The sequence below is a fragment of the Paenibacillus pasadenensis DSM 19293 genome (genome assembly GCF_000422485.1).
GTDB classification, from domain to species: domain Bacteria; phylum Bacillota; class Bacilli; order Paenibacillales; family Paenibacillaceae; genus Paenibacillus_O; species Paenibacillus_O pasadenensis.
The window spans coordinates 259,314-285,214 of record NZ_KE383847.1; the positions used below are offsets into that span (position 1 = coordinate 259,314).

The 25,901-nt window shown below is 53.1% G+C and carries 22 protein-coding genes; 21 read left to right on the forward strand and 1 reads right to left on the reverse strand.

What is annotated here, in order from left to right; genetic code table 11:
• The first annotated feature begins 13 nt into the window (after positions 1 to 13).
• From H582_RS0111925 to H582_RS0112005, 19 genes are all read left to right on the forward strand, one after another.
• Positions 14 to 406 (forward strand): hypothetical protein, encoded by a 393-nt coding sequence (locus H582_RS0111925; protein ID WP_028598713.1) that lies wholly within the window; start codon positions 14 to 16, stop codon positions 404 to 406.
• On the forward strand, positions 403 to 951 hold the full coding sequence (locus tag H582_RS0111930) for a hypothetical protein (protein WP_028598714.1): 549 nt from the start codon (positions 403 to 405) through the stop codon (positions 949 to 951). The genes H582_RS0111925 and H582_RS0111930 overlap by 4 nt, the downstream gene beginning before the upstream one ends.
• Positions 938 to 1,921 (forward strand): hypothetical protein, encoded by a 984-nt coding sequence (locus H582_RS0111935; RefSeq protein ID WP_028598715.1) that lies wholly within the window; start codon positions 938 to 940, stop codon positions 1,919 to 1,921. The genes H582_RS0111930 and H582_RS0111935 overlap by 14 nt, the downstream gene beginning before the upstream one ends.
• A 69-nt stretch (positions 1,922 to 1,990) precedes the next feature.
• On the forward strand, positions 1,991 to 2,659 hold the full coding sequence (locus H582_RS0111940) for a WxL protein peptidoglycan domain-containing protein (RefSeq protein ID WP_028598716.1): 669 nt from the start codon (positions 1,991 to 1,993) through the stop codon (positions 2,657 to 2,659).
• A 430-nt stretch (positions 2,660 to 3,089) separates the two neighbouring features.
• A complete protein-coding gene (locus H582_RS0111945) occupies positions 3,090 to 4,202 on the forward strand; it encodes a copper amine oxidase N-terminal domain-containing protein (protein WP_028598717.1) in 1,113 nt (370 codons plus the stop codon).
• Positions 4,203 to 8,033, forward strand: coding sequence for a DUF5704 domain-containing protein (locus tag H582_RS27195; RefSeq protein WP_240479003.1), 3,831 nt, complete (start codon positions 4,203 to 4,205; stop codon positions 8,031 to 8,033).
• A gap of 30 nt (positions 8,034 to 8,063) precedes the next feature.
• Positions 8,064 to 8,552 (forward strand): hypothetical protein, encoded by a 489-nt coding sequence (locus tag H582_RS31870; RefSeq protein WP_127464351.1) that lies wholly within the window; start codon positions 8,064 to 8,066, stop codon positions 8,550 to 8,552.
• Between the two features lie 14 nt (positions 8,553 to 8,566).
• Complete coding sequence (locus H582_RS0111955; RefSeq protein WP_043111221.1) at positions 8,567 to 8,833, forward strand: helix-turn-helix domain-containing protein; 267 nt, start codon at positions 8,567 to 8,569, stop codon at positions 8,831 to 8,833.
• Between the two features lie 13 nt (positions 8,834 to 8,846).
• Positions 8,847 to 16,094, forward strand: coding sequence for a DEAD/DEAH box helicase family protein (locus H582_RS33355; RefSeq protein ID WP_028598719.1), 7,248 nt, complete (start codon positions 8,847 to 8,849; stop codon positions 16,092 to 16,094).
• 468 nt (positions 16,095 to 16,562) lie between these two features.
• Positions 16,563 to 17,510, forward strand: a complete 948-nt coding sequence (locus tag H582_RS0111965; RefSeq protein WP_028598720.1) for a DUF3991 and TOPRIM domain-containing protein — start codon at positions 16,563 to 16,565, stop codon at positions 17,508 to 17,510.
• An 83-nt stretch (positions 17,511 to 17,593) separates the two neighbouring features.
• Positions 17,594 to 17,740, forward strand: coding sequence for a hypothetical protein (locus H582_RS31875; RefSeq protein ID WP_156876708.1), 147 nt, complete (start codon positions 17,594 to 17,596; stop codon positions 17,738 to 17,740).
• Between the two features lie 309 nt (positions 17,741 to 18,049).
• Entirely contained in the window at positions 18,050 to 18,415 is a 366-nt protein-coding gene (locus H582_RS30900; RefSeq protein WP_240479005.1) for a plasmid mobilization protein, read from the forward strand.
• Between the two features lie 15 nt (positions 18,416 to 18,430).
• A complete protein-coding gene (locus H582_RS0111975; protein ID WP_028598721.1) occupies positions 18,431 to 19,822 on the forward strand; it encodes a relaxase/mobilization nuclease domain-containing protein in 1,392 nt (463 codons plus the stop codon).
• Positions 19,764 to 20,726 (forward strand): PcfB family protein, encoded by a 963-nt coding sequence (locus H582_RS0111980; protein ID WP_028598722.1) that lies wholly within the window; start codon positions 19,764 to 19,766, stop codon positions 20,724 to 20,726. The genes H582_RS0111975 and H582_RS0111980 overlap by 59 nt, the downstream gene beginning before the upstream one ends.
• Positions 20,723 to 21,625 (forward strand): hypothetical protein, encoded by a 903-nt coding sequence (locus tag H582_RS0111985; RefSeq protein WP_028598723.1) that lies wholly within the window; start codon positions 20,723 to 20,725, stop codon positions 21,623 to 21,625. Before H582_RS0111980 ends, H582_RS0111985 begins: the two co-directional genes overlap by 4 nt.
• Before the next feature lie 40 nt (positions 21,626 to 21,665).
• Positions 21,666 to 21,857, forward strand: a complete 192-nt coding sequence (locus H582_RS0111990) for a hypothetical protein (protein WP_021877380.1) — start codon at positions 21,666 to 21,668, stop codon at positions 21,855 to 21,857.
• On the forward strand, positions 21,844 to 23,613 hold the full coding sequence (locus H582_RS0111995) for a VirD4-like conjugal transfer protein, CD1115 family (protein WP_028598724.1): 1,770 nt from the start codon (positions 21,844 to 21,846) through the stop codon (positions 23,611 to 23,613). The genes H582_RS0111990 and H582_RS0111995 overlap by 14 nt, the downstream gene beginning before the upstream one ends.
• Positions 23,614 to 23,624: 11 nt before the next feature.
• Positions 23,625 to 23,918, forward strand: a complete 294-nt coding sequence (locus tag H582_RS0112000; RefSeq protein WP_256715116.1) for a glutamyl-tRNA amidotransferase — start codon at positions 23,625 to 23,627, stop codon at positions 23,916 to 23,918.
• Entirely contained in the window at positions 23,908 to 24,825 is a 918-nt protein-coding gene (locus H582_RS0112005) for a VirB6/TrbL-like conjugal transfer protein, CD1112 family (RefSeq protein WP_240479006.1), read from the forward strand. The genes H582_RS0112000 and H582_RS0112005 overlap by 11 nt, the downstream gene beginning before the upstream one ends.
• Positions 24,826 to 24,846: 21 nt before the next feature.
• Here the strand turns inward: H582_RS0112005 and H582_RS0112010 are convergent, their stop codons facing one another.
• Positions 24,847 to 25,182 (reverse strand): helix-turn-helix domain-containing protein, encoded by a 336-nt coding sequence (locus H582_RS0112010; protein ID WP_028598726.1) that lies wholly within the window; start codon positions 25,180 to 25,182, stop codon positions 24,847 to 24,849.
• Between the two features lie 164 nt (positions 25,183 to 25,346).
• Between H582_RS0112010 and H582_RS0112015 the strand changes: the two genes are divergently transcribed.
• Positions 25,347 to 25,532, forward strand: a complete 186-nt coding sequence (locus H582_RS0112015) for a hypothetical protein (protein ID WP_021877385.1) — start codon at positions 25,347 to 25,349, stop codon at positions 25,530 to 25,532.
• Between the two features lie 24 nt (positions 25,533 to 25,556).
• Positions 25,557 to 25,886, forward strand: coding sequence for a hypothetical protein (locus tag H582_RS30905; protein ID WP_076119667.1), 330 nt, complete (start codon positions 25,557 to 25,559; stop codon positions 25,884 to 25,886).
• Positions 25,887 to 25,901: the final 15 nt, after the last annotated feature.

Genomic DNA, 25,901 nt, shown 5'->3' on the forward strand with positions numbered 1-25,901 from the left:
GGAGGTGTAACGCATGAACTATGCGCCAAGAACGATGCTGGAGATGAGCGCAGCATTGCTCGTTTTCCTCATGGCCGCAGGAAGCGGTCTGATTTTGTTTCAGACCGGTGCCTCACTCAATTCGCTCGCCTATGTAACCGGCCAATCGCAGGACCACAACTTGCAGCAAATCGCTGTACCGCTCTCGGGCGACGGTTCGGTATCCGGTGCGGAAGTGCTGCAAGCTATCGCTCGCCTAGATGAAGGTGATGCGGAAATGGTGGTAGACGGCATTCGGTTCGCGCCGCCGCTGGAACGAGAGCAGCTCTCGTCCGCTGGCATACGTCTGAAGGGGCGTTATCAGCCCGCCTATGAACGTGACGTTTCTGGTCACTTGCAGCGCCTGACACTAAGGAGCCTGCCATGAACAGTTTGATCAAAATTTTCGCCGTATTGATCGCTGTTCTGCTGCTCTATCTCTACCCGCTCACTGCCGCCTTTGACCAGCAGGACGATATTTCGGAACTGGTTGCCTTGCGCGCGACGACAGCCTTCGTCGATGCGGTTCGGGACAAAGGCGGCATCACGCCAACGATGTACAACGATTTCATGACCGCGCTTGCGGCGACCGGCAATAGCTTTGACGTTCAGATGGAACATGACAGCAAGAAGTATGTACCAGTTTACGACGATCCGACACGGCCCGAAACCTTTAAGGGGAACTACGAGGTACAGTACGATGCGTTTTTCAATGCGCAGATCCTGCCGGTGCTGTTCCCCGACAATCGGGCAGCAAAGGATGACCCAACCCGTCGTTATCGGATGCGTGCGGGTGACAGCTTCTCGGTGATTGTGCGCAATACGAACCGAACGGCAGGCACGCTGCTCTTCGATTTTCTGAATAATACCATCAGCCCGAATGAAAAAATCGTGATTCCGTATGGCGGGGGGGTGCGCAATGAAATGGATTGAATGGGCTATCGTCGGCGCGCTGTTGTTTCTTCCCTTCGCGATCGTCAACCGGGATGAGACGGATACCCTGAGACGGATGGTGCTGACGGAGATGAGATACGATGCTGCGCTGGATGCGGCGGTAGACGACGCCGCGAGGTTGCTCGTCGTTAACGCAAGCCAGCAGCAGGAAGCGCAATATGCCTCGGCCAAACATGTCGCGCTGAACAAGGAAGAAGTACTAGCGGCGTTCTACCGGACGCTGGACGCGGGCTTGGGCGCTGCGGATGATCCGGTGTCGCAAGGTGTCCTGCATCGCTACATTCCGGCTATCGTGATCGTCGGGTACGACGGCTTTTACGTCTATTCCGAGCAAGAATGGACGGGGACTGACGGAAAAACCGTCATGAAACCGGCTTGGGGAACGAAGAAGCCTTATGCGTATTCCGATTCGGCGGGTAACAGCCTTTCCTTTACGCTCGACCAACAGGTACTCGCTTACGATGCGGCCAGCCGAAGCTGGCATGAGGGCTTGCGGCAGGACATCCGGCAGGAAACGACGATTCCGCTTTTGCAGGATGCTGCGCTCTTCGAGCAGGTAAGACGAAGCACGATTGTCCGGGCGATCCAGGACGAGTTGGCCTACCGGATCAATCGATATAACGAAACAGTCTCTCGAAATGGCCTGTCCTACACGTTCACCCTGCCTCTGATCTCCGATGAGGACTGGCACAATACGGTGGATGATGTGGGCGTTTTGGCTTTTGTACAAGGTATCCCGATGGGAGCAAAGGCGTACAACAACTATGCGCTTGGCGGGAGCCGCATCGTGAAACGTCCAACGATCATCGGGGCAAGGAGAGGCAGTATGAAGGTGTACTACCGCAGTTCCTGCGGTTACACCTATCCGACCGAAGAAACGTTTGCCAGCGAGCAAGCAGCCGCACGCAAGGGATATATGCCCCTGACTTGCCTCGGCTCGGCCTTCTAGCAGGAACGTATGCCTATTCGCTCATGTGAGCGATGGTAAGCGGAATACAAGCAAAGGAGTTCATCAATCATGTGGATTCGACTGGTGCTGGCGGCAATCGTTTTTTGGATAGCCGCCGGATTTACCAACCCTATGGACGGGCAGCAATTGGTCATCAGTGGGGATTCCGACCGGATCAATCCGGAGTTGGGCGCTTATGTCGAGGATATAGTACCCGGCGATAAGCGAGAGTACAAGGTTCACGTCACGAATCCCACTGATGAGGAAATAACAGCGCTGCTCTATGCGGCCGATGCCATGCCTGCATTGGGCGGCGGTAAGGATTTTACTTTACCGAGCGATCCCGATACCGGTTCGGCTGCATGGTACAGGGCGCCGGATCGCAGTATAACCCTCAAGGCTGGCGAGACGCAAAGCTTTACAATGGAAATGCAGATACCTGAAAGTGTGGAGCCGGGCCAGTACGTGTCCGTCATCGGCGTCTACGATCAAAGTATGAGGGAATCGGCGGCGCGTAAAATCGGGCTGCAGGTCGTCCTCAACTACAAGTTGGACGAGGCGAAGCCTCCTGAGGCTGTCCCGCACGCAGCCGTATACACGCTGGAGAACGGAAAAGCGAGCCTGACGATTTTGCTGGTCAATGAAGGCGATAGCTTGTCCGAACCGGAGATCGAGGTGCGGCTCAAACGGCAGGACGATGCCAGCGAGCTTTTGTTTAAAAAGGAAATCAACGGTTGATTCCATTTATGCAGGCACGGTCGCACAGTACATGGCGGAGTTAAACAGGCCGCTTTCTCCCGGTTCTTACATGGCGGAAGTAAAGACGACGCTGGGTGACCGCACAGAACAGAAGGATTTCCCTTTTGAAGTAACGGGCGGTCGGACTATGCCATCAGGAACCGTGATTCAGGCTACTGGGGACGTTTCTCCGCTTCATGAAGGTTCATTTGGCTTGCGCTCATCCTGCGTCCACGTGGGCTTGCTGCTGATTCTTGTCATCGTCGTTGTTGTTATAAGGAGAAGAGCTTCGCGCACGGAGTAACGAGCGGCTCCTGGTTCCTGCGGAGGGCAGGCTGCCGGACAGTGGACAGGCAACAGAATCGGCACTATGATGTAGGCAACAGCAAGTTTTTCCAGTTTCGCACATTTTCTTTAGGGAGTGAGGCAATTGAAAAGAAGGTTAGTATCCCTCCTCATTGTGACACTTTTCGGAAGTATATTCAGTTTGACGGCAAGCGCAGCCAGTAAACCGCCAACCTTTGTCAGCGTCGTCATGGACGGCAAAAAAATCTGGTTTCCCGACGCGCAGGCGTTTATTGATGAGAACGGGCGAACGCTCGTCCCGGTACGCTTTGTCGCCGAATCGCTCGGAGCGAAAGTCGGCTGGGAATCGAAAACACAGACGGTTCCGATTACGAGAGACGATCAATCTATCGTTCTGACGATTGACCAAAATGTTGTGCTGGTAGATGGCAAAGCGGTCACTTTGGATACGAAAGCCATCCTAAGCGGCGGTCGAACGTTTGTGCCGCTCCGTTTCGTAAGCGAGGTGTTGGGTGCGAAGGTGGATTGGGACAATCCGACAGACACCGTGTTTATCAAGACCAACGAAGATAGCCCGGCGCAGACCGACCAATGGGGGCGCTTGATTCGCACGACCGACTTACCGAAGAATGCGAGCGATTATCCATACATTCTTGCGGACGTTCCGAACGAAATGTACGAGATGGGCTATCCATTTTCGCATCCAACAGACAGCAAAGTATCATCCGTCCTCTATTCGACGAAGCCGGAATTCAACAAGAAGAACGTGGATATTTGGATGGGAAGACTGAAAGCATTCGGGGCGCTATGGCTGAATGTAAATTACAACACGATTGATGACGCGTGGGCGCAGGCGGTTTTTGCTACCAAAATGCAAAACTCTGATGCCGAACTGAAGCATATTCGCCGCTACGCAGAATGGGTCAAAGAGAACCAAATCCAGATGGAAGGCTATCTTGATCCCGAGCCATCCATGATTTATAAAGATGGGTTTGGCAACAACTTTGTGCGATCCAAGTTCAGGATTAAATTCGTCTCGTACAAGGCAAGCAATGACTTGCTTTACGATGAGTGGTTCCCGAAAAAACAAACGTTTGAGAAAGGTGTTTGGTACGAAGGTTACGCCGATATTTCTCTATCCACTAATGTAGGCGGCGATTGGGGAAATACGTTGAAGGTCGATCCGAATGCAAGTTTGTTCCGCAATCATATCATTAGAAAGGCGGACTCGAACTAGATGCGCAAACCTAAATTCATACGAATCACGTTGAGCATGCTGCTGGCATGCTCTTTTTTATTGTCGTGCTTTCCGTTTCTTACGAATGCCGCGACACCGGCTGTCCGGGTAGATGAGGGTAAGATCAAATTTGAAATCACTAGCACAGCAGCAACTTCGTCCATCCGCTACAGAACGGTAGGTTGGACGGTGCGTCGTGACCAACTCTGCACGAATATATCATCCAAACAGTGTAGTGATCCGCGTAACGGCAGTCACGCATCCTTTGTCAATCAACAGGTGCGTCAAGTCGCGCAAAATCCGAACCCCCCAATTCCCGGAGAGCCGGTCACGACCTACTATGAAGTCAGTGAAGATTTAGTAACGGACGGCATGTGGCAAGCAGGCATGGGAGACATCAAGGACAACGACGACCTGTACTTGTACGCAATTATGGTATCCGTCGATGGCAATGGAAACGTGCGTAAAGGCCCATTTTACACGTTAGAAGGAATCAAGAACGCTGAACCTTGGGCGCACCCGGATGATCTCGATGATTACTTTGGGATTCACGTCCCCTATCGCAGCGCGAATTTTCCTGTCGATGTCGTTGCGAAAACCGTGGGAGGAACGATCCTCAAGCAGCCTGAGGTCACGTTCCATAAGGGCGACTACAAAGTCGGCGAGACGATCAACCACGAGTTTCCTGCGACGATTGAGGATAACGGGAAAACGTATAGTATTGTCCGCTCCTACCTATCGCCGAAGAAGGACCTAACGCAGAAAAGCTGGTTGCAGGAAAATCCGGATACGAATCCGAAGGTGCAAACGCGAAGCTTCACGGTTGCGCTTGGCGGAACGGAAGCGATTGCCGAATACGCTGAAAATAACCCGGTAAGGGCGATCTATCAAAAGGAAGATGGTACGAAACTCAAGGAAGTCGACAAAGGCGTCTACGAGACTGGAGAGGAAGCGAACTATACGTTTGATCCGCAGCTCACATCTGGCGGCCAGACATATGAAATTGTTCGCACTTATATCACAAACAACAAGAAACCGGATGAGAAGCTATTCATACAAGAAAAAGGCGACGCGAAGCTGCTCGAACGCTCCATCTTGGTTGGCTCTGGCGGCTCCAACTTCGTCGGCATCTATAAAATTCCTTCCCCGATTACCGTGACCTCTCGTATTGACGCGCCAGATCACGTCGATGCTTCCGTCACCTCTGTGGATGGAAATTTTGTATTTGAAGCGAAGTCACCCGTGCCGCTCAAAACGTATGAGATCACAAAAATAGAGAACGCAACATTCGTTACGCCTAGCGATAAGTCCGGCTCACTCAGCGGGCTGACGGCAAGTAAATCGCTGCCGATCAAAATTCCATTCACATCCGGCTCCAGTATTACCGTCAAAATCACGGTCGTCGTGAAAGATGCTAATGGTAACAGCGGAGATTCCACCTCGGATCACACCGTACGCAAAGGCGACAATGGCGGCGATACCTCGTCACCCGGCACGAGCCAGCAAGCCGAGGCGATGGATGCCACGGCATCGGCGATCATCAAGGCGGATTCGCGCGGCGCAGAACGCTTTGACGTTTTGAAGGGCATTCCGACCTCAGAAAGCCTTTATGTTAACGCGAGCGCCAAAGCGTATTTGTATCGCAACACATTCACGGAAGTGAAAGGCTCGAAATCTTACCCGATTACAGTCAGCCGCACGTATACGCTGAGTTGGACGGAATATGTTCCCGGCCCGCCGGATAGCGAAGGCCATTCGACCACGGTTCCGGTATCCCGATCCGACACGCAAACCGTCACCCAAAGCTACAACGTGGAGCGAAAGTACAGCTATTGGCTGGCAGACCGTTTGGAAGTGTATGGCTTACAGAAGGCGACAGTCGCCAACTATGCCCTGCCCTCCGGTTCGGTGACGCTGCAAGCAAACGGGTATACCGCACCGTCTGTTTCCGCCACCCATGATGCAGCGGGCTCGTCCCATATTACGGACCCGGTGTATCGCAACGTTGTGCTTTCCGGTCAAACGGTTTACGGCGGCTCCAGTAGACCTTCGGTTCCAAGCGAGAACTGGAAGTCAGAGGCTGAAAATGCGGTCGGGAAAATCAAGGTCAAGAACGACACGGTCGTCTTTAATGGACAAACGATCATGGACAATCGGACGGTGGAGGAAACGGCACCTGCTCCGGGGGCGATTCCTGCATCTCCTATGATCGGTCAGGATGTTTTATATGGTTCGGGATTTGTCATCGATGCGACTAAAACGAACAAGGGGAGCCAGCCAAGCACGGGGACGATTTATTATACGCTGGTCAAGGGCATCGGAGGCGGGTCGAACCAAAGCTTCCCGATCAACGGCATCAATCCGGTGACGGTGCATACCCCCGTCGTCAATCTGGCATCTGTAGCCGACGATCAGGCGCACAATCAGAAAACGGTGCCGACAGCCGATCGTTCGGCGCTTATTCTGGATCGCCCCTTTACCGTGACGATTCCTACCAGCGGGCCGCACCGGGACATTACCGGCTATGGCAATCGGGACTATGCCAAATATGTGCGAGACAAGCAGGTAAGGTTCCCATTCGATGTATACAAGGCTGACCACGGAACGTTGATTCCGAAGGACACCTGGACTTCGATTCCTGTCGGCCAGCTTACAACCACTTTTTACATGCCCGTTTGGGTAGATGAGGGAAATTATGATGTACTGTTCCGCACATTTGCCGAAAACAGTCCGGTTTCATTCACATCACAAAGTAATGCCAATTTGGACTTAACTAATCATGTGGCGACGCAAGTTGTGGCGGTTGAGGTTATTGGCCGTCTGTTCGACTTCCGAATTACCGATATTGCCGACTACCAGTGGGAAAAGGTGTTCAGAACGGCGGCAGGCAGTGTGACGCCGACCGGAAATAACTACTGGGTTGGCACAAAAGGGATCGACGGCGCGGCGCGCGGCAATACGGCCCCTTACGTGCTGCCGATTCGGCCCGGCAGTCACCCGGAGAGCGGAAAGAAAAATGTTGTCGTAAAAACAGGCTATCACTTCAAATTTGAGGTCAAAACGCTCGGCAACATGTTCAGCGCGGGCGACGGGATTAAAATCACGCCTACCTTTTACTTCGTTGACAAGCAGGGCAAAAACCGACAACAGGTGGACTTGTACTATCATTCGGGAACCAAGCGGTTTATTCGGATCGGCTCCACAGAAGATACCGAGCGGCGGTTGGTGACGCTCGACACCCGCCTGCGCAATGTGTCGCAGCAGGAGCTAACCAACACAGCCAGTTCACTGTGGAAGCTGAATGGTTCCTCTGGCACTCAGACGTCGTATGTACAGCAGGTTTTGAAGGAAGCGGCGCAAAAGCGGATTTACGTCGGTGGCTACGACGGCATGCTGCTTCCTTCGCAGCTTCGGACGTTTATCGGCAGCATGCAGGTGCCGTCTGGCATTGATACTGCGCGGGCCAATGCCTCGGTGCAGCGCTGGTTTGGCGAGTATAGCCTTCCGGCTGCTCCCTATGCAGTGCCAGCAGGCATCAATCTGGCCGAGTACGGACGTACCCACCGGCTGGACGACAATGCGCCGATCTTCCTGCGTGACGGCTATATTGTAGTCAATTTTAACATCGAAACCATTCGCAATAAGGACATCGCTCACCCGCATTTGCAGTATAAAAATGCGCCGCTGGACAACCAGTGGCAGATGGAAGGTTTTCAGCGCAGTTTTGTCGATCCTTACGGGGGGGTGTTCTCTTTGCTAGACGGGGACGTTGTGTTTTATCACGCCGACTTGTCCAGCTACGACGATTTTGGTACGGGCGGCACCCATTAAAAACAACATACCGTTTGGGAGGAAAAGAGCATGATTGAGAAGCTGAAGATTGCCACATCTGAGGATGAGGCTTATTTTTATTCCGCCTCCATCGAGAAGGATACAGAGCGCGGTTGTATTGGGCATGTGCGCGGTGATTTCGGCAAAGATGGGGAGGCATTTTGGGCGACTTGGTTCGAACATATCTCTTCGTTGAAAACTCCTGATTTTCGGGAGGAGCTTGGAGCGGTCATTCAAGCGTTGACGGAACAGGGGCTGCTTCAAAACCGCAGTGGCATGCACGATTTTTGTATAAAACATCCAGAGGCCCGTCTACCAAGCGCGCGGCACAGCGATGTCTATGGCTTTTGTTTACAGACGGCAAAGCATCGTTACTATCTGCGATGCTTTCCGCGTGCCGGCGACTATAACTTTTATTTATATTGCTTCGCCCGGCCGGAGCGAATGAATGAATTGTCGTCGCCCCTCCATTCCCCTTCATCGGCACCACTAAAGCAGAAGTCTGAACTGGAACGATAGGAGGACGCACACCTATGAACGATCTCGCCCGTTACCGGCTGCTGGCCGGCGTATCGGTTCCGCCTGCGGCGAAGCTGCTGTACAGCTATTTGCTGGATCGCGCAGGCGGACGAAACGGCACGGTATTGCTTTCATCCAGACGACTTGCGGCAGAGGTGGGGCTTTCCGCCTCTGCCGTCCGTCGCAATCTGCATCGGCTTCAGCAAAACGGACTGATCCGGCTCACGCCCCGATATTCCGAGGAAGGCATTCGTCTGTCGAACCAAATTACCTTTGCATGAGGAGGTGCGACCTTTGACAGCCAAGTTGCAGCGAATGGCGGAGCTTGCCGCCAGTACGGCCCGTGCGGTTTCGAATGACCCTGAGCGCTGGGTCGATTTTCTGCGGACGGCGGCCTGGAACTACAAGTATCCGTTTCAGGATCAACTTTTGATCTACGCGCAGCGCCCCGATGCTACGGCATGTGCGACGATTGAAATCTGGAACAAGCGGTTAAACCGTTGGGTCAAGCGCGGCGCAAAAGGCATCGCGCTGATCGAGGATCGGGGCAGTTATTTGGGGCTGCGTCATGTCTTCGATGTGTCGGACACGCAGAGCCGAATCCGACAACCCGTCTCCCTATGGCGCATGGAGGAGCCGGATACGGAAGCCGTCATCGAAACGTTGGAAAATGCGTTTGGCAGTGAACGAGGGCCAGGCATGGAACTGGTTGACGCGCTGTTGTCCGCTGCCCGAAACGCGGTGGAGGACCATAGCGCCGATTACGTGCGGATGCTGCTCACCGAACGCGACAGCAGCCTGCTGGAAGAACTGGATGAGCCGCATGTAGAACTGCTGTTCAGGGAAGCCGCACAATACGCGGTCGCCTTTATGGCGCTGACACGCTGCGGTTTGGAACCCTCCCATTACATCAGCGTTGACGATCTGTCCGGCGTCGGTTATTTCAATACGCTCCCTGCGCTCTCTCATTTGGGCGCGGCGATCAGCGACGTAGCTGAAACCATTCTGCGTGAGATTGAATCCACCGTCCGGGCGATGCGCCGCGATGAGCAGCGAAAAAAAGAGCGTCCGGCCAGCCGTACCGTTGCAAGGCCAGAATCCTTGCCGCAAAATGAAGCTAAAGCACTCGAAAGGATGATGAAACATGGAACTGACCTACACGCCGAACGGGGATTACCTCCTGCCCGACCTGACGTTGACCGAACCGATGAGCATCGGGAAATATGGGATGTTGCGCAAGACGTTTCTCAAGGAGCAGCGGAAGGGAACCTACGCCCACCTGATGCTGTCGGAGCAACTGACCAGGCATCTGGCGGACATCGACCGGACAGCGAGGGAGCAGGTCGACCTGACGATGCAGGAACTGATCCGGCAGCATCCGGCCCCGGACAAGGCGACCGACCCGATGGGCTGGACGAGTCACATGAACAGCTTGAAGCAGCAGGCGGAGGAACTGATTCTCACGGAACTGATTTATCACTAAAATGGTACGACCGGGAAACGGAAGACAGAAGTCTTCCGTTTTTTCATGACCAGGCGATCATCAACGATATGCTTCGCGCCGCGCCTCTTTCCGAGAACAAAGCGGCCATCGAAGCCTTTTTCGATGCAAATCAGGAAGAACGTGAACGAACGCTGTATATTCGCAGTCTGTTCCCTACGGGAGTCACGGAGTTAACGCTCGAAGATGACCTAAAGGCCGGTTTTGAGCCGTACCGCAATGTGCTGCATCTTTGGACGGGATCGGCGGCGCAGCGGACGGCGCAGAGCTTTTACGATTGGTCGGTGATTGCCGGGCATTTCGCCAGCATGATGATCCTTAACGAGTTTGATCCTGCTCGTACATCGCTGCCTTCTATTCAGCAGCAGACTCTATGGATGAAGCAAGCGGAGGACGAAAAAGCCTCCGCTTTTTCACTTCCTCAAGCGGCCATCGACGCTGTTCTGCAAGGTGGCAGCGGTTTTGAGAACGGAAAGCTTCGCATCGCGCTATTTTTTGGGCAGTCGTTATCGGCGCAGGAGAATGCTGATTTTCTGAAACGGGAATATGGCACAGGCGGGCGCCTCCCTGCCCTGATCGGCACCGATATTCATGAAAATCACGACAGCAAGGGGATTACGCTGACACGAGGTTCTATTATGAACCCGGACGTTAAAGTCGAGTTGCCGTGGATCAAGGTGCAAAAGCGAATCAGCGAGCTACTGGCAGCGGGCCGTTATCTGAACCGCCAGGAAGAAGAACGGTTGCCTGCCTATGCCGAGCAGCTGGAGGAGCAGCGCAGGCAGCGCGCGGCGGATAAGACGGAACACAAACTGCCGCTGTCGGAAATGCAGCCGGATGAATCACAGCAAACGACCAACCGGGCTCGGGCGCACTATGGGTATATCGAGGGCAGCAAACTCTTTATCGGTGCGGATGAATACGAAATTGCGCAGATGGGGCCGCGAAAGGTTGTACTGCAGGACGTTCAATTTCCGTTATTCATGCAGGAAATGAATCGCCGGGATTTCGAGCGCATGCTGCGCGAGAATCCGCTGAACGATCATCTGATTTCCGGCCAGCAGGAATCGGATTCGGAACACGCGGAATGGGATACGGAACTGGTGGACGAACCGGAGCAAGCGGCACAACCGGCACAACCGGCACATGATGAGGGGGACAGGATATCCCCCGTTGCTCCTTCCGCTGCCACGCCCGAGATCGAGATCCGGCGTGAATCGACTCCGATCAGCAACTACCGGATCATGGATTACGAATTGGGACATGGCGGCGCAAAAACCAAGTACAGGTGGAACGTGGAAGCGATCCGGCTGCTCGGGCAACTGGAAAAGGATAACCGTCAGGCGGCTGCGGACGAGCAGGCTGTGCTTGCCCGTTATGTGGGCTGGGGCGGGATTCCGCAAGCATTTGATGATGGGAATCCGCAATGGGGAACCGAATATGCGGAGCTGCGAGATTTGCTGGACCCGGAGGAATATGCATCCGCCCGCGCCTCCACGCTGAATGCGCACTACACCTCTCCAACCGTCATCAAGGCGATGTACGAATGCCTGGAGAGGATGGGCTTTCGCAGCGGTAATATTTTGGAGCCGTCTTGCGGCATCGGCAATTTTTTCGGTCTATTGCCCGAGTCATTTCAGGACGCTCGGCTGTTTGGCGTGGAGTTGGACAGCATCACCGGGCGCATCGCGCGGCAGCTTTATCCGCAAGTATCGATTGCTGTCAGCGGCTACGAGCAAACCAGCTTGCCGGACAGTTTTTTTGACCTCGCGGTTGGCAACGTGCCGTTCGGTAGCTACGGCGTGGCCGACAAAAAATACGATAAGCACAAGTTTCTGATTCATGATTACTTTTTTGCGAAGACGCTGGATAAGGTTCGTCCAGGCGGTATTGTCGCTTTCATTACGTCGAAAGGGACGATGGACAAACAAAACCCAACCGTCCGAAAATACATCGCGGAACGGGCCGCGCTGCTCGGCGCGGTTCGTCTGCCTAGCAATGCGTTTCTCGCGAATGCCGGAACCGAAGTGACCGCCGACATTTTGTTTTTGCAAAAACGGGACCGTATGGTGGCCGTCAGCGAGCAAACCGAGGAATGGCTTTCGCTCGGCGTTACGGCAGAGGATGTGCCGGTGAATAGCTACTTTGCGGCCCGCCCCGAAATGGTTCTTGGTACGATGGCCTTTGATGATCGAATGTACGGCAACCAGAAGGAAACGACCTGCCGACCCTATCCGGACGCTCCTTTGGACGAGCTTTTGCGTGAGGCACTGGCGAACATCCATGCGGAGTGGGTCGAGTTGGAACGGGAGGAACAGCCGGAGGAGGAAGAGGTCTCCCTGCCTGCCGACCCGTCCGTTCGTAATTTCAGCTTTGCGCTGGTCGAGGGACGCATCTATTTTCGGGAAAACAGCCGGATGCGGCCGGTTGAAACATCAGCAACTGCGGCGGGTCGTATCAAGGGCATGATTCAGCTTCGGGACACGGTGCGCGAACTGATCGAATACCAGACCGAGGATTACAGCGACGAAGCGATAAGGGAGCAGCAGCGCAAGCTGGATACGCAATATGAACGGTTCACAGCGCAATACGGCCTGATTAACAGTCGCGCCAATAGCCTTGCCTTTTCGGATGACAGCTCGTACTTCCTTCTCTGTTCGTTGGAAGTCATAGATGAGGAAGGACGGTTGCTGCGTAAGGCGGATATGTTCACGAAGCGTACCATTCGGCAACGAGCCAACATCAAACAGGTGGATACGGCTTCGGAGGCGCTGGCGGTTTCCATCGGTACGAAAGCTCGCGTCGATCTGCCGTATATGGCAGAACTGACCGGACTCACGCAGGAACAGCTTGTGCAGGAGCTTCGCGGCGTGATCTTCCCGAATCCTGAAAATCTGGACGAAGAAGGACAACCGACCTACGAAACAGCGGATGCGTATTTATCGGGCAATGTGCGTGAAAAGCTGCGCGCTGCCAAACAGTTTGCGGCCTATGACACCGAGCGGTACGCTGAAAATGTTAGAGCGCTGGAAGCCGTGCAGCCGAAGGACTTGGACGCTTCCGAGATTGATGTGCGACTGGGCGCAACCTGGTTGCCGCCGGAAGTCATTCGGGCATTCATTTTCGAACTGGTGGATACGCCGTATATGTACCAAACCTCCATCAATGTGATGTATTCCGGCTACACAGCAGCCTGGAACGTCAAAGGCAAAAGCGATGATCGCAGTAACAATATTAAGGCCAATGTCACCTACGGTACGAATCGCATCAATGCGTACAAAATTCTCGAAGACACGCTGAATCTGCGGGATGTACGGATATTCGATACGGCCGTTGAAAACGGTGTGGAAAAGCGGGTGCTGAACAAGCAGGAAACGGCTATCGCGCAGCAAAAGCAGGAAGCCATGAAGGAAGCGTTTCGAGACTGGATATGGCAAGATCCGCAGCGCCGGGAGCAGCTCACGCGACTGTACAATGATCGATTTAATTCCATCCGTCCGCGCGAATATGATGGAAGTCATATCCGCTTCACCGGGATGAACCCGGAAATCCGGTTGCGGCAGCATCAGGTCAATGCGGTTGCCCGAACGCTCTACGGCGGCAATTCCCTTTTCGCCCATTGCGTCGGCGCGGGCAAAACCTTTGCGATGACCGCCGCGGCAATGGAAAGCAAGCATTTGGGCCTGTGCAACAAAAGCATGTTGGTTGTTCCTAATCATCTGACCGAGCAATGGGCTGCGGAATTTTTGATGCTCTATCCGTCCGCGAACGTACTTGTCGCCACCAAAAAGGATTTTGAAACGAAGAACCGGAAGACGTTCTGCGCACGGATTGCCACCGGCGATTACGACGCGATTATTATCGGCCACTCGCAATTTGAAAAAATTCCGATCTCGGAGGAGCGCCAGCGGCAGCAGCTTTACGAGCAAATATCCGAAATCACAAGCGGCATCCGCGAGCTAAAGGAAGCCAAGGGCGAGCGGTACGCCATCAAGCAGTTGGAAAAGACCAAGAAGACGCTACAGGTCAAGCTGGAGAAATTGAACGACACGAGCCGTAAGGATGATGTGGTCACCTTTGAGGAACTCGGCATCGATCGATTGTTCGTCGACGAAGCAGACTCGTATAAAAATCTATTCCTTTATACGAAAATGCGCAACGTCGCCGGGCTATCGCAAACTGAAGCGCAAAAGTCATCGGACATGTTTGCCAAGTGCCGCTATCTGGACGAATTGACCGAGGGAAGGGGCATTATTTTTGCCACGGGTACGCCGATCTCCAACTCCATCACCGAGATGTACACGATGCAGCGCTACTTGCAATACGAGCGGTTACGAGGGCAAGGCTTACAACACTTTGATTCATGGGCTTCAACATTTGGAGAGACGGTAACGGCGATTGAGCTTGCACCGGAGGGAACGGGCTATCGCGCTAAAACGCGGTTTGCCCGTTTTTATAATTTGCCGGAGCTGATGAACGTCTTTAAGGAAGTGGCGGACATTCAGACGGCGGATATGCTCCAGCTTCCGGTTCCTAAAGCCCACTTCCACAATATCGCTGTGCCGCCGAGCGATTTTCAGCGTGAGATGGTTTCTGATCTCGCTCGTCGTGCCGAAATGGTACGAGCGAAGCGCGTAGAGCCGCACGAAGACAACATGCTCAAGATCACCAACGACGGGCGCAAGCTGGCTCTCGATCAGCGGTTGGCCAATCCGATGTTACCCGATGACGAAAGCAGTAAAGTAAGCGCCTGCGCAGATAACGTCTATCGGCAATGGGCTGACAGTCGGGAGCAGCGGCTTGCGCAGCTGGTCTTTTGCGATCTTTCGATCCCTAAGCAGGATGGCACCTTTAATGTGTACGACGAACTACGGCGTAAACTGACGGAGAAAGGCGTTCCGGTTGAGGAGATCGCCTTCATTCACGACGCCAATACAGAAGTGAAGAAGAAGGAACTGTTTGCCAAGGTGCGAACGGGACAGATTCGCATATTGCTCGGATCGACGTTTAAGATGGGTGCGGGAACGAACGTTCAGACCAAGTTGATCGCGCTTCATGACCTCGATTGTCCGTGGCGACCACGCGACCTGGAGCAGCGCAGCGGGCGGATTATTCGGCAAGGCAACCAGAACAGCGAGGTTCACATCTTCCGTTATGTCACAGAGAACACGTTTGACGCTTACCTCTATCAAACGCTGGAGAACAAGCAGCGGTTTATCTCGCAGATCATGACCAGCAAATCGCCGGTTCGTTCTGCCGAGGACATTGATGAGACGGCACTCTCCTATGCCGAAGTCAAGGCGCTGGCGACTGGCAATCCGTACATCAAGGAGAAGATGGACCTCGACATCCAGGTATCCAAGCTCAAGCTGCTCAAGGCGAATCATTTAAGCCAGCGTTATGCGCTGGAGGATCGGCTGCTCAAAATGCTGCCGCAACAGTTCAAGTCAACGGAGGAACGCATTGCTGGGTATGAGCAGGACGTGGCCTTGTTCATGCGCGCCCAAGCGTCGGAAAAGGCTAGCAGCGACGATTCCCGTTTTCCCGGTATGACCATCAAAGATTACACGTACTCGGAACGTGCTACGGCGGGCGCTGCCCTGCTGGAAGCCTGCAAGGGCATGACCTCTCCCGATCCGCAGGATGCAGGCAGTTACATGGGCTTTTCCTTATGGCTATCGTTTGATAGCTTTGCAAAGGAATACAAGGTGACGCTGCGCGGCGCTTTGGGCCATACGATTACGTTAGGACCGGATGCAGGCGGCAATATGAGTCGAATAAACAACACCTTGTCGGATTTGCCGAATAAGCTCGCCTATTGCCGTGACCAGCTCGCAACACTCAAGCAACAGATGGTAACGGCGAAGGAGCAGATCGAGGCACCGTTCAAGCAGGAGCAGGAATTGCAAACGAAGTCCGCGCGGCTCGCGGAGTTAAATGTGCTGCTGAACATGGACAAACGGGAAAACGAAGCCGTGGACAGCGTGTCGGATGAAGAACCGGAAGCACCCGAACGGCGGGTTGCGGATCGAGAGCGATAACGGCAATGGAAAGGTATAAATCACAGGACGAAACGGACTCCGGCTTTTGGGGTCCTTTTCGCATTTCTGGAGGTACGCACATGTTGTATGCCATCCCAAGCGGCGGCGGATGCTTTTGCCCGATTCTACCGCCTATTTGTTATGGAACCGATCCGACCGAGGAGGGAGAAACCATGCCGGAATTGGAATTGATATCCAAAGGGAAGAACTGATTTGGAGACACGTATTATTACATCCGTGATTCGAACGGGGTGACCAGTCAAGTCTATGAAAGCGAGTTAGACGCATTCATGAAAAAGAAAGGCGCTTCAGAGTTGAGGGAAAGAAGAGCTTATCTGTATCCCAAAAAGAAGGGTAAGGCACGATGACCAAGTGCGGCAGGATGGAAGAAAATCGGCCTTACGATTAAGAGACACGAGTAGTAAAGCCGTCGACTATTACTTACTTTTTCAGAGAGGAACTACGGCAATGAGCTATGTAAACAAGGAACAAATCGAACGTGCAAAGCAATTGGACCTGCTCACCTATTTGCAAAGTTTCGAGCCATACGAACTGGTTCGCTGCTCGCGCAACACCTATTCGACCCGCTCCCATGACAGTCTTAAAATCTCCAATGGCAAATGGTTTTGGTGGTCGCGAGGGATCGGCGGACGCTCGGCGCTGGACTATCTCATTAAAGTAAGAGGCATGTCGTTTCCCGATGCAGTACTGCAAATTGACGGTAATCCACCAGTTCACATGGCTCCAGCTACTCCTGCCATCCAGCAGGATGGTTCAAATGCGCGGCTGGAGCTTCCCGAACCTTATGAGACTTCGAATCGCGTCGCCGCTTATCTCTCCAAACGCGGCATTTCTCGTGATGTAATCGATTTTTGTCTCAATTCGGGACGCTTATACGAAAGCCGAATGTACCATAATGCAGTTTTTGTGGGATTTGATTTGACAGGAGATCCGCGCTATGCGGCGATACGCGGGACAACCAAAACCCGATATATGGGCGAAGCGCTAGGCAGCGATAAACGGTATTCGTTCGCTATACCGGCCGATGACAACGGCACCGAGCTGCATTTGTTTGAAAGTGCAATTGACCTTTTATCATATTGCACCCTTGAGACAATTGCAGGGAGAGACTGGCGACAGTCGCATCAACTGTCGTTGGCCGGCATATACAGCCCAAAAGAAAATAAGGATGAGGGCGTTGCCCCGGCAGCACTCACCCACTATCTGCAAAGCTACCCGGAAGTGGAGCGCATAGTGCTTCATTTGGACAACGATGAGCCGGGGCGCTCAGCCACAATGATGATTCAACAATTACTCGGCCCAACTTACGCGATTTCCGACGAGCCGCCCATCGGGAAAGACGTTAATGACGACCTGAAGGTTTATCGTAAACAGCGCGTGGTACCAAGCCGATAGCGCAGTTCGGTAGAGTGGCATTCAGAGCGGTGTCGGGCGAAAATAGAGATGGCTTTAATATTCTAATTCCGAGGAGGTAGGGCATGAACGAACAAGACGTAACCGAGCGGGACGAGGAGATTGAAAAAGCACTTTTGGAGGCAGAGGAACAAGCGCGAAACGATCCGACACGTTTAGACCATCAAACGGTGATGAAGAGTGTACGCCGGGCAATGGACAAGGAACGTTGATGGAAGTCAATCACCATAATGTTTCGCACGAAGACGCTGAGCGATCAGCGTCTTTTGTCGTTTCGATGCCCTCCCCTTTTTCCCGGCAGGTGCCTTTCAGGGCGACGCGAGACGAATGTCTCGTGTTGCAGCAAGCACTGAATTTGGTCTCCCAAATTCGCTTGTTAGGGGCAAGCCCCTAATACCCCTGCCTCAACAGCACGCTGTTTTATCAAGAATATGGGTTTCAACAAAGATCGGTATTTTTTAGAAACGCCAGAAACTATTTAGCGTTTCATTCGGCTATTTCCTTTGAAGAGGGAAGTGAACATGATGAGAAGACGAGTTATTCGCATTCAGGTATGGGTGAACAATGATGAAAACGCAAGACTTCAGGCGAGCGCGAAAAAATCGGGACTTTCACAGGAGGGTTATATTCGATCTCTGATTAATGGCTATGTTCCGAAGGCGATGCCGCCAACGGACTATTTCGCTATGATGCGCGAGCTTCATGCTATCGGCAATAACCTAAACCAACTCGCAGCGAAGGCCCATGCGACAGGTCATCTGGATCGAGCAGCTTTTCAGCAGGAAGCAGACCACTTGCGCCGCGCCGTCCAGCAGCTTCAACAAGCCGTGACCGCACCGGAACCGAGAAACGAGCTACAAGGAAATTCTAACGTCCATCCACCGTAAAGGGGACAATTGCACATGGCGACCACCGCAATATGGGACGTTACCGACCGCCTCAAGCGTGTGCTGGATTACGCCACCAATCCCGATAAGACCGATCAAGCGCGTGTAGCACATGATGATTTACAGCAGGTGCTCGCTTATACCAGCGCGGATGCCAAAACGGAAAAACAGCTTTACGTGAGCGGAATCAACTGCGATCCGCTTACCTCTTACGAGCAAATGCAGCGAACCAAACTACAATTTCAAAAGACCGATGGCATTGTAGCTTTTCATGGGTATCAGGCGTTTGCACCTGGTGAAACGACGCCGGAGGTGGCACATGCCATTGGCGTCAAGCTGGCGCAGGAGCTGTGGGGAGAGCGCTTTGAAGTCGTGATATCAACCCATTTGGACAAGGAGCACTTGCACAATCATTTTGTACTGAATGCGGTGTCGTTTCTGGACGGTAAACGCTATTACGATAACAAAGCCTCTTACGCGCTGATGCGGCAAACATCCGACCGACTTTGCCGGGAGCATGCCTTATCGGTCATTGAGCAGCCGGAACCGGGCAAGGCCAAGCATTACGGCGAGTGGCGAGCGGAACAGGAAAGCAAGCCGACTTGGCGCGGCTTGATTCGCGAGGACATCGACGCCGCTATCGCCGCTGCCATGACGATGACGCAATTCTTCGCGATCCTTCAAAAGCAGGGCTATGAAATGAAGTCGAACGTCAAGCATTTGGCGGTACGCCCGCCGGGCAAAGAGCGTTTTGTTCGATTGCGCAGTCTTGGCGACGATTACACGGAGCATGCGATAAAAGAGCGTATTCTGCAAAACCAGTTACCGCAGCGTCAGCAACCGTTGCCGTTGCCGCGGCGCAGACGAGCCGTCATCGTTCGCAGCACCCTGCACATCGGACGTAAATTTAGCGGCCTGCAAGCCCTGTATCTGCGTTATTTATTCAAGATGGGGATTCTACCCCATTCCCGCGCATCCCTCAAACGGACGTCTTTTTTATTGCGTGAAGACTTGCGTCATTTGACGGCCATTACGGAACAAACCAGGCTGCTGTGTCGTCACGGCATTTCCAGCAAAGCACAATTGTTGGCTTACCACGCTGGGCTGCAAACGGAATTGCGGCAAGGATACAGCTCCCGCAAAATGCTGTACAACCGACTTCGTTGCTGCCAGCATCCCGAGCAAATCGAATCGTATAAGTCGCAAATTGCTGAGCTTTCCCGTCAGCTTGCGAAGCTCCGAAAGGAGGTGAGGCTTTGTACGGGCATCCTTGCCCGATCCGACGAACTGGCAAACAAGCTGCAACGTAACGAGGAAGACCAATCGACACGAAGGGAGGCCAATGTCCATGAGCAGCGGAACCGAGGCGGCCGATCAGGTCGTCAGCATGAGTCTTCGTGGCATTGAGGTCATGGCGAAAATTTCCGGCGAAGGCGCGAAGCATCTGGCCGTTTATTTGTTCGCCGCCCTGCAAGGGCAAAAACGAACAAGAGGCCGCATTCGTCTGGAAAGCTTGCTGCGCAGCGGCAAGGAACTGAAGGTGTTTGCAGTACGAAATGAAGACTTGCCGACTTTTTGCAAAGAAGCGAAGCGCTATGGTGTCCTCTATTGCGCGCTGCGTGACAAGAAAAATGTGGACGGGCTTTGCGACGTCATGGTGCGGGCCGAGGATGCGTCCAAGATCAACCGAATCGTTGAACGCTTCAAGCTGGCGACCGTAGATACGGCCAGCATCAAGCAGGAGATTGTGAAGTCCCGCAGCGAGAAGCAGTCGGTCGAGCGTGAAGGGGCGGCGCAACCACCGGAGCAACATGCCGGCACACCCGAAGAAGGAGCCAACGAGTCGCCAGCTTCAAATGAGGGAGCGGTAGTGAGCGAAGATTTTTTGGACGATCTGTTGGGAAAGCCCGAGCCGGCGGCGGAGGTGCAGCCGGTAAACGAGCAGCAGGGAACCGATCAACCGGCGGCCGAGGCGTGGGAGGTCGAGCGAACGGAACCGGAGCGTCCGCTTCCCCCCCCGCCGACACAGGAGGAGAGGACAACGGAACCATCCTCTCCGTCCGCGCCTACCTCCGAGCGCAGCGCGGCATACGAAAGGGTTACGATTGACCCTGAAAAGCCGAAGGGAAAAGTGTCCGTCCGCCAATTGCTGCGTGAAATTCGGGAGGAAAACCGGGCGGCAGAGAGCAGACGGCGGCAGCAGGTGCAGGAACCGTCGTTGCCTAAGCGCAGAGATCGCGGGAATTCGGCGTCCGGCAGTAAAGCATCCGTTCCGATGGCCGGGAGTCGAAAGCGAGGGAAATCGAAATGAGCGAACTGGACGAGTTATTCCAGCCCCAAGTCACGACGGCCTCCGGTCAGCGTGAGCAGCCGTTCGACAAAGAAGCGTGGGCGCAAAAAAAGCAAGAACTGCGGCAGTGGACGTATGAGACGATTGATACTGCCACAGCCGCCATTGCGCAAAACGGCGAACAATTTCAGCATTATCTGGACGTACAAAGCCGTTTTGATCTCTACAGCGTCGCGAATGCGCTGCTTATTTTCGCGCAGCGACCGGATGCCACTCGCATTGCTGATTTTGATAGCTGGAAAGAACAAGGCGTCTATATCCGTCGCAAGGAATCCGGATTTTACATCTTGGAGCCAGGCGAGGAATACAAGCGAGAAGATGGGAGTACCGCAATCAGCTACAACCCCAAGAAGATGTTCGATGTTGCGCAAACAACCGCACCGAAAAAGGAATCGCCGATCTACCCGGATGACCGCACGCGCATCAAGGCATTGATGGACCGCTCACCTGTTGCGATTACGATTGGAGATGCCTTGCCTGCGGAAGTTCATGCGCTTTATCAGCCGGATACGCGAAGCATCGTGATACGTCGCGGACTTGGGGCTGGTGACATTTTTCGAGCTCTCGCACAGGAGCTGACGCATGCGGAGATCGATCGCGGCCATAACGACTACAGCCGTTCACATTACAATTTTCAAGCTTACTGCGCTGCGTATATGCTTTGCAAAAAATTCGGCGTCGAGACGGCTTCCTTCCGCTTCGGCAGGGTTCACGAACGGCTCAAGGAGTTGGAGCCGCAGCAAATTCGCGCCGAGCTGACGGTGATGAAGGATGCGGCACACGACATATCCCGTCGAATGCACCGTATGCTGGCCCAGCAGCGACAGCAGCAACCGAATCGCAGCGATTCCACCCGCTAGTCGTGGCATGCTTTTCATTTTTCTGTTGGGAGGAGTGGCGATGAAAGAGGAAGAACGCATCCTGAGAATGGATCATTACGAGCATGGCATTGTCATCAACGCCTTGAATGCGCTCCGCAACGACTTGATCGGCCAGCAGCGGCCGACCGATCCTGTTGACGATTTACTGCTCAAAGCGATTGACGCTCCCTATCAAAAAATAAAGCGCAGGAGTCATCATGCGGCGCGCTGAAACCGCAAGGAGTAATCTTTTACTCTTTGCGGTTTTTTTTATTCCGGTCGTGTGGGCGGCGCTGCTTGCCGCCCCCGCTTTGTCAAAGGGATTACCGGCACTTCTGCTGTATCTCAGCGAGGCGATTAACAATCCCTTCCAGATTCAATGGGTCGAGGATACGCCGCGAAGCTTGTTGCTGTTCACGTTGATTTATGGGATTTCGGTCGGCATCTACTTGGCGTCCCCGCGCAACTATCGGCGGCGCGAAGAGCATGGCAGCGCACGATGGGGCAAGGCCGGACGGATAAATGCCAAGTATCGCGACAAGCAACCGGAACAAAACAAGATTCTGACGCAGCAGGTACGCATCGGCTTGGATGGCCGCAAGCATCGCCGGAACCTGAATGTTCTTGTCGTCGGCGGTTCCGGGTCCGGCAAAACGAGGTTTTACGCCAAGCCGAACGTTATGCAGGCGCATACGTCCTTTGTCGTGCTCGATCCCAAGGGCGAAATTTTGCGCGATACCGGGCATCTACTCAAGTCCGAAGGCTATGACATCAAGGTGCTGGATCTCATCAATCCACACCGTTCGCATGGCTACAATCCATTCGCCTATTTGCAAGACGACAAGGATGTTCTCAAGCTGGTCACCAATCTGATCCGCAATACGACACCGAAGGGCAGCAATACCAACGATCCCTTTTGGGAGCGATCCGAGACCGCCTTGCTGGAAGCGCTCGTGCTATACCTCCTATATGAAGCACCGCCCGAGGAGCAAAACTTCCCAATGGTCATGGAAATGATCGCGGCTGCGGAGGTGCGGGAGGAGGACGAAACGTACCAAAGCCCGCTCGATGAACTATTCGAGCGGCTGGCCATGCGCGATCCGGAACACCTTGCCGTCAAGCAGTACAACATTTTCAAGCTGGCGGCGGGCAAGACGGCCAAGTCCATTTTAATTGGCCTCGGCGTTCGATTGGAGAAGTTCAATTTGCATACGATTGCGGGGATGAGCATGGTCGACGAAATGGAATTGCCCGTTATGGGGGAGAAGAAGACGGCGATGTTTGCCGTCATTCCCGATAACGACAGCAGCTTCAACTTCATTGTCGGCATGCTCTACACGCAGCTTTTTCAATGCTTGATGTACGAGGCGGACTATAGGCATGGCGGACGCCTGCCGGTTCATGTTCACTTTGTCATGGACGAGTTCGCCAATGTAGCGCTTCCCGACGAATTTGACAAGCTGCTCTCCACGATGCGCAGCCGGGAAATTTCCGTTTCTATCATTTTGCAAAATTTAGCGCAACTCAAGGCGCTGTACAAGGATGCGTGGGAATCGATTGTGGGCAACTGCGACGAATTTTTGTACTTGGGCGGCAACGAACAGTCTACCCACAAATACGTCTCGGAGCTGCTTGGCAAGGAAACGATTGATACCAATACCTACGGCCAGAGCAAGGGGAGAAACGGCAGCTACTCGATCAACTACCAGCAATCAGGCCGCGAATTGCTCACACCAGACGAGGTAAGGTTGCTGGATAACCGCTTTTGCCTGCTCTTTATCCGTGGCGAACATCCAGTCCAGGACGACAAATATGATTTGCTCAGGCATCCTCATGTCTCGCTCACGACGGATGGTAACGGTCTTCCCTATCAGCATGGCGGCACGGAACACGCTTTGGACTGGCAATCCGTGTTCCTTCATGCAGACGGGGATTATGAACTTCTTTCGGAAGAAGAAGTAGAGTCGCTATTTTTACGAAGGGAATGATGAACTTGAAAATGAAAACGAAACGGCTGCTGGCCCTGTACATCGTGCTGATCTTAACGGGAACTGTATTCGTCTCCACTGCTTATGCAGAGGGCGATCCGATGACGACAGTCAACAACCTGTCTACTTTTATCTTCGGTTTAATCCGTGCGATTGGCATGATTATTCTCGGTTTCGGCATTGTTCAAATTGGATTGTCGCTAAAATCCCATGACCCTTCTCAGCGCGCAAACGGGTTTCTGACGCTCGCCGGAGGGGTCATTATTACGTTTACGAAGGAAATTCTTACCCTGATTGCCGGATGAGCCTGAAGCTTTGGATGAAGGGGGGCGGACGTTTCGTCTGTTCCCCGTTTACGGAAGGGGTGAGCATGTGTCAAAAAACAGTTGGGTGATCGACAACCTCGAAAATGCCTTGGATACCTGGAACGATAAGATGAATGAAATCTGGAGCCTCGTTACGCAATCGCCAGCGGATTTTAAGGGTGGGGGCGTTTGGCGTGTCATCACAGATATTCACGGTGCGTTGCAGGCGACGGGACTGGCGCTTCTGGTCTTGTTTTTTGTGATTGGCGTGGTGAAGTCGACCGGCAGTTTTGCGGAAGTGAAAAGGCCGGAGATGGCCGTCAAGCTGTTTATCCGCTTTGTGCTCGCCAAGGCGGTCGTAACCTATGGTCTGGAGTTGATGATGGCTCTCTTTACGATTGTACAGGGGATCATCTCAACGATGATGGGACGCTCCGGGTTTGGAACGACAGAGGCTATGGCCTTGCCGGATACGGTAGCGCAAGCGATTGAAGACGTTGGCTTCTGGCAAAGCATTCCGCTTTGGATCGTCACCATTCTCGGCAGTTTGTTCATTACGGTGCTATCCTTTGTGATGATCCTTTCGGTGTACGGGCGCTTTTTCCGTATCTATTTGTATACGGCAATAGCCCCCGTTCCGCTGTCCGCATTTGCGGGGGAGCCAAGCCAAAATATCGGCAAGTCGTTCCTGAAAGGATACGCGGCAGCGTGTCTGGAAGGCGCGATTATTGTACTGGCGTGTATCATTTATTCCGCCTTTGCTACCGCTCCTCCAGCCATCGATTCTAGTGCGGGCGCGGTTACGATGGTGTGGACGTATATCGGGGAACTCATTTTCAACATGCTCGTTCTTGTCGGTACGGTGAAGATGGCAGATCGTATCGTGCGCGAAATGATGGGACTGTAATCACCTTGTGAATGATGGGAGTTATCGGATTGCGGTCAAAAAAAGCTTTAATAGCGCCAGAGCATCCTTGCGCTGCTTCTCAGTGCATTGATTGAGCGCAGCCATAATCAATGCCGTTTCATTGTAAGGTGTGGCGCTCTCCTCTTGACCAAGGAGCAATTCATTAGGAGAAAGCTTGAGCAAATTGCAAATACTGAACATCGTTTCAATGGACATCCCGGCTTTACCTCGTTCAATATCGGCGCAAAATCTTGGGACCCGTCCAACTCGTTCAGCCAGTTGTTCACGAGATATTTCCAAAGCCTCTCGTTGCTTCCGAATGCGTTGCCCCACCTTCTTTTTATCGTAACCAATCATCAAGCGTCACCTCTTTAAAGGGGTTGAGTTTATAACTCCCATTATGGAGGAGTACACAATTGACATAAATGAGATTAAAACTTACCATCGAAGTAGTCTTCTAACATACAACGAGTTTCATTCAAAAATGTCGGCTCTCACAATAAAAACGGGAGGATGGATAAATGAACGAATTGTTAAGAGAGCTGGAAGAGGAGCGGCGAAAGCTGAATTCGCTTGGTGAACAGTTAATAAAGCAATCCATTTCTTTATCCGGCCATCAAGCATTTCAAGAGCAAAGTCAGAAGGTCGATCAGCTAGTAGCCTGCTATCATCACATGAAAGCCAAGCAGAAGCAGCGGGTAAGGTAAAAGAGTTGTGGGGGGAAGCAGGTAATGGAAATTCCACCGTGGTTTCGAACAGCTATTCAAGGTCGATTGGACTACGTTTCTGCACGATTCGAGCATCATCCTGATCTCAAGCGTGTTCGTGCTGAAGAAAAGAAGGCTTTTCAAGTCTTGTTTGTTGGTATGGATATTGGTCGTATGCCTGAATTTGAAGCTTGGGAGGACAGACATCATTTTAAACAATCGATTATCAATGAGTGGTTATATTTGCAAGGAATGAAGGATGGCTTTCAGCTTGCTGTGGAACTATTGAGCAATCCTGTGCCATTTGATGACGACACACTGTTCAAACCTGAACGCAACGAGCCTGAGGCGTAGACTGCTCATCCGGGA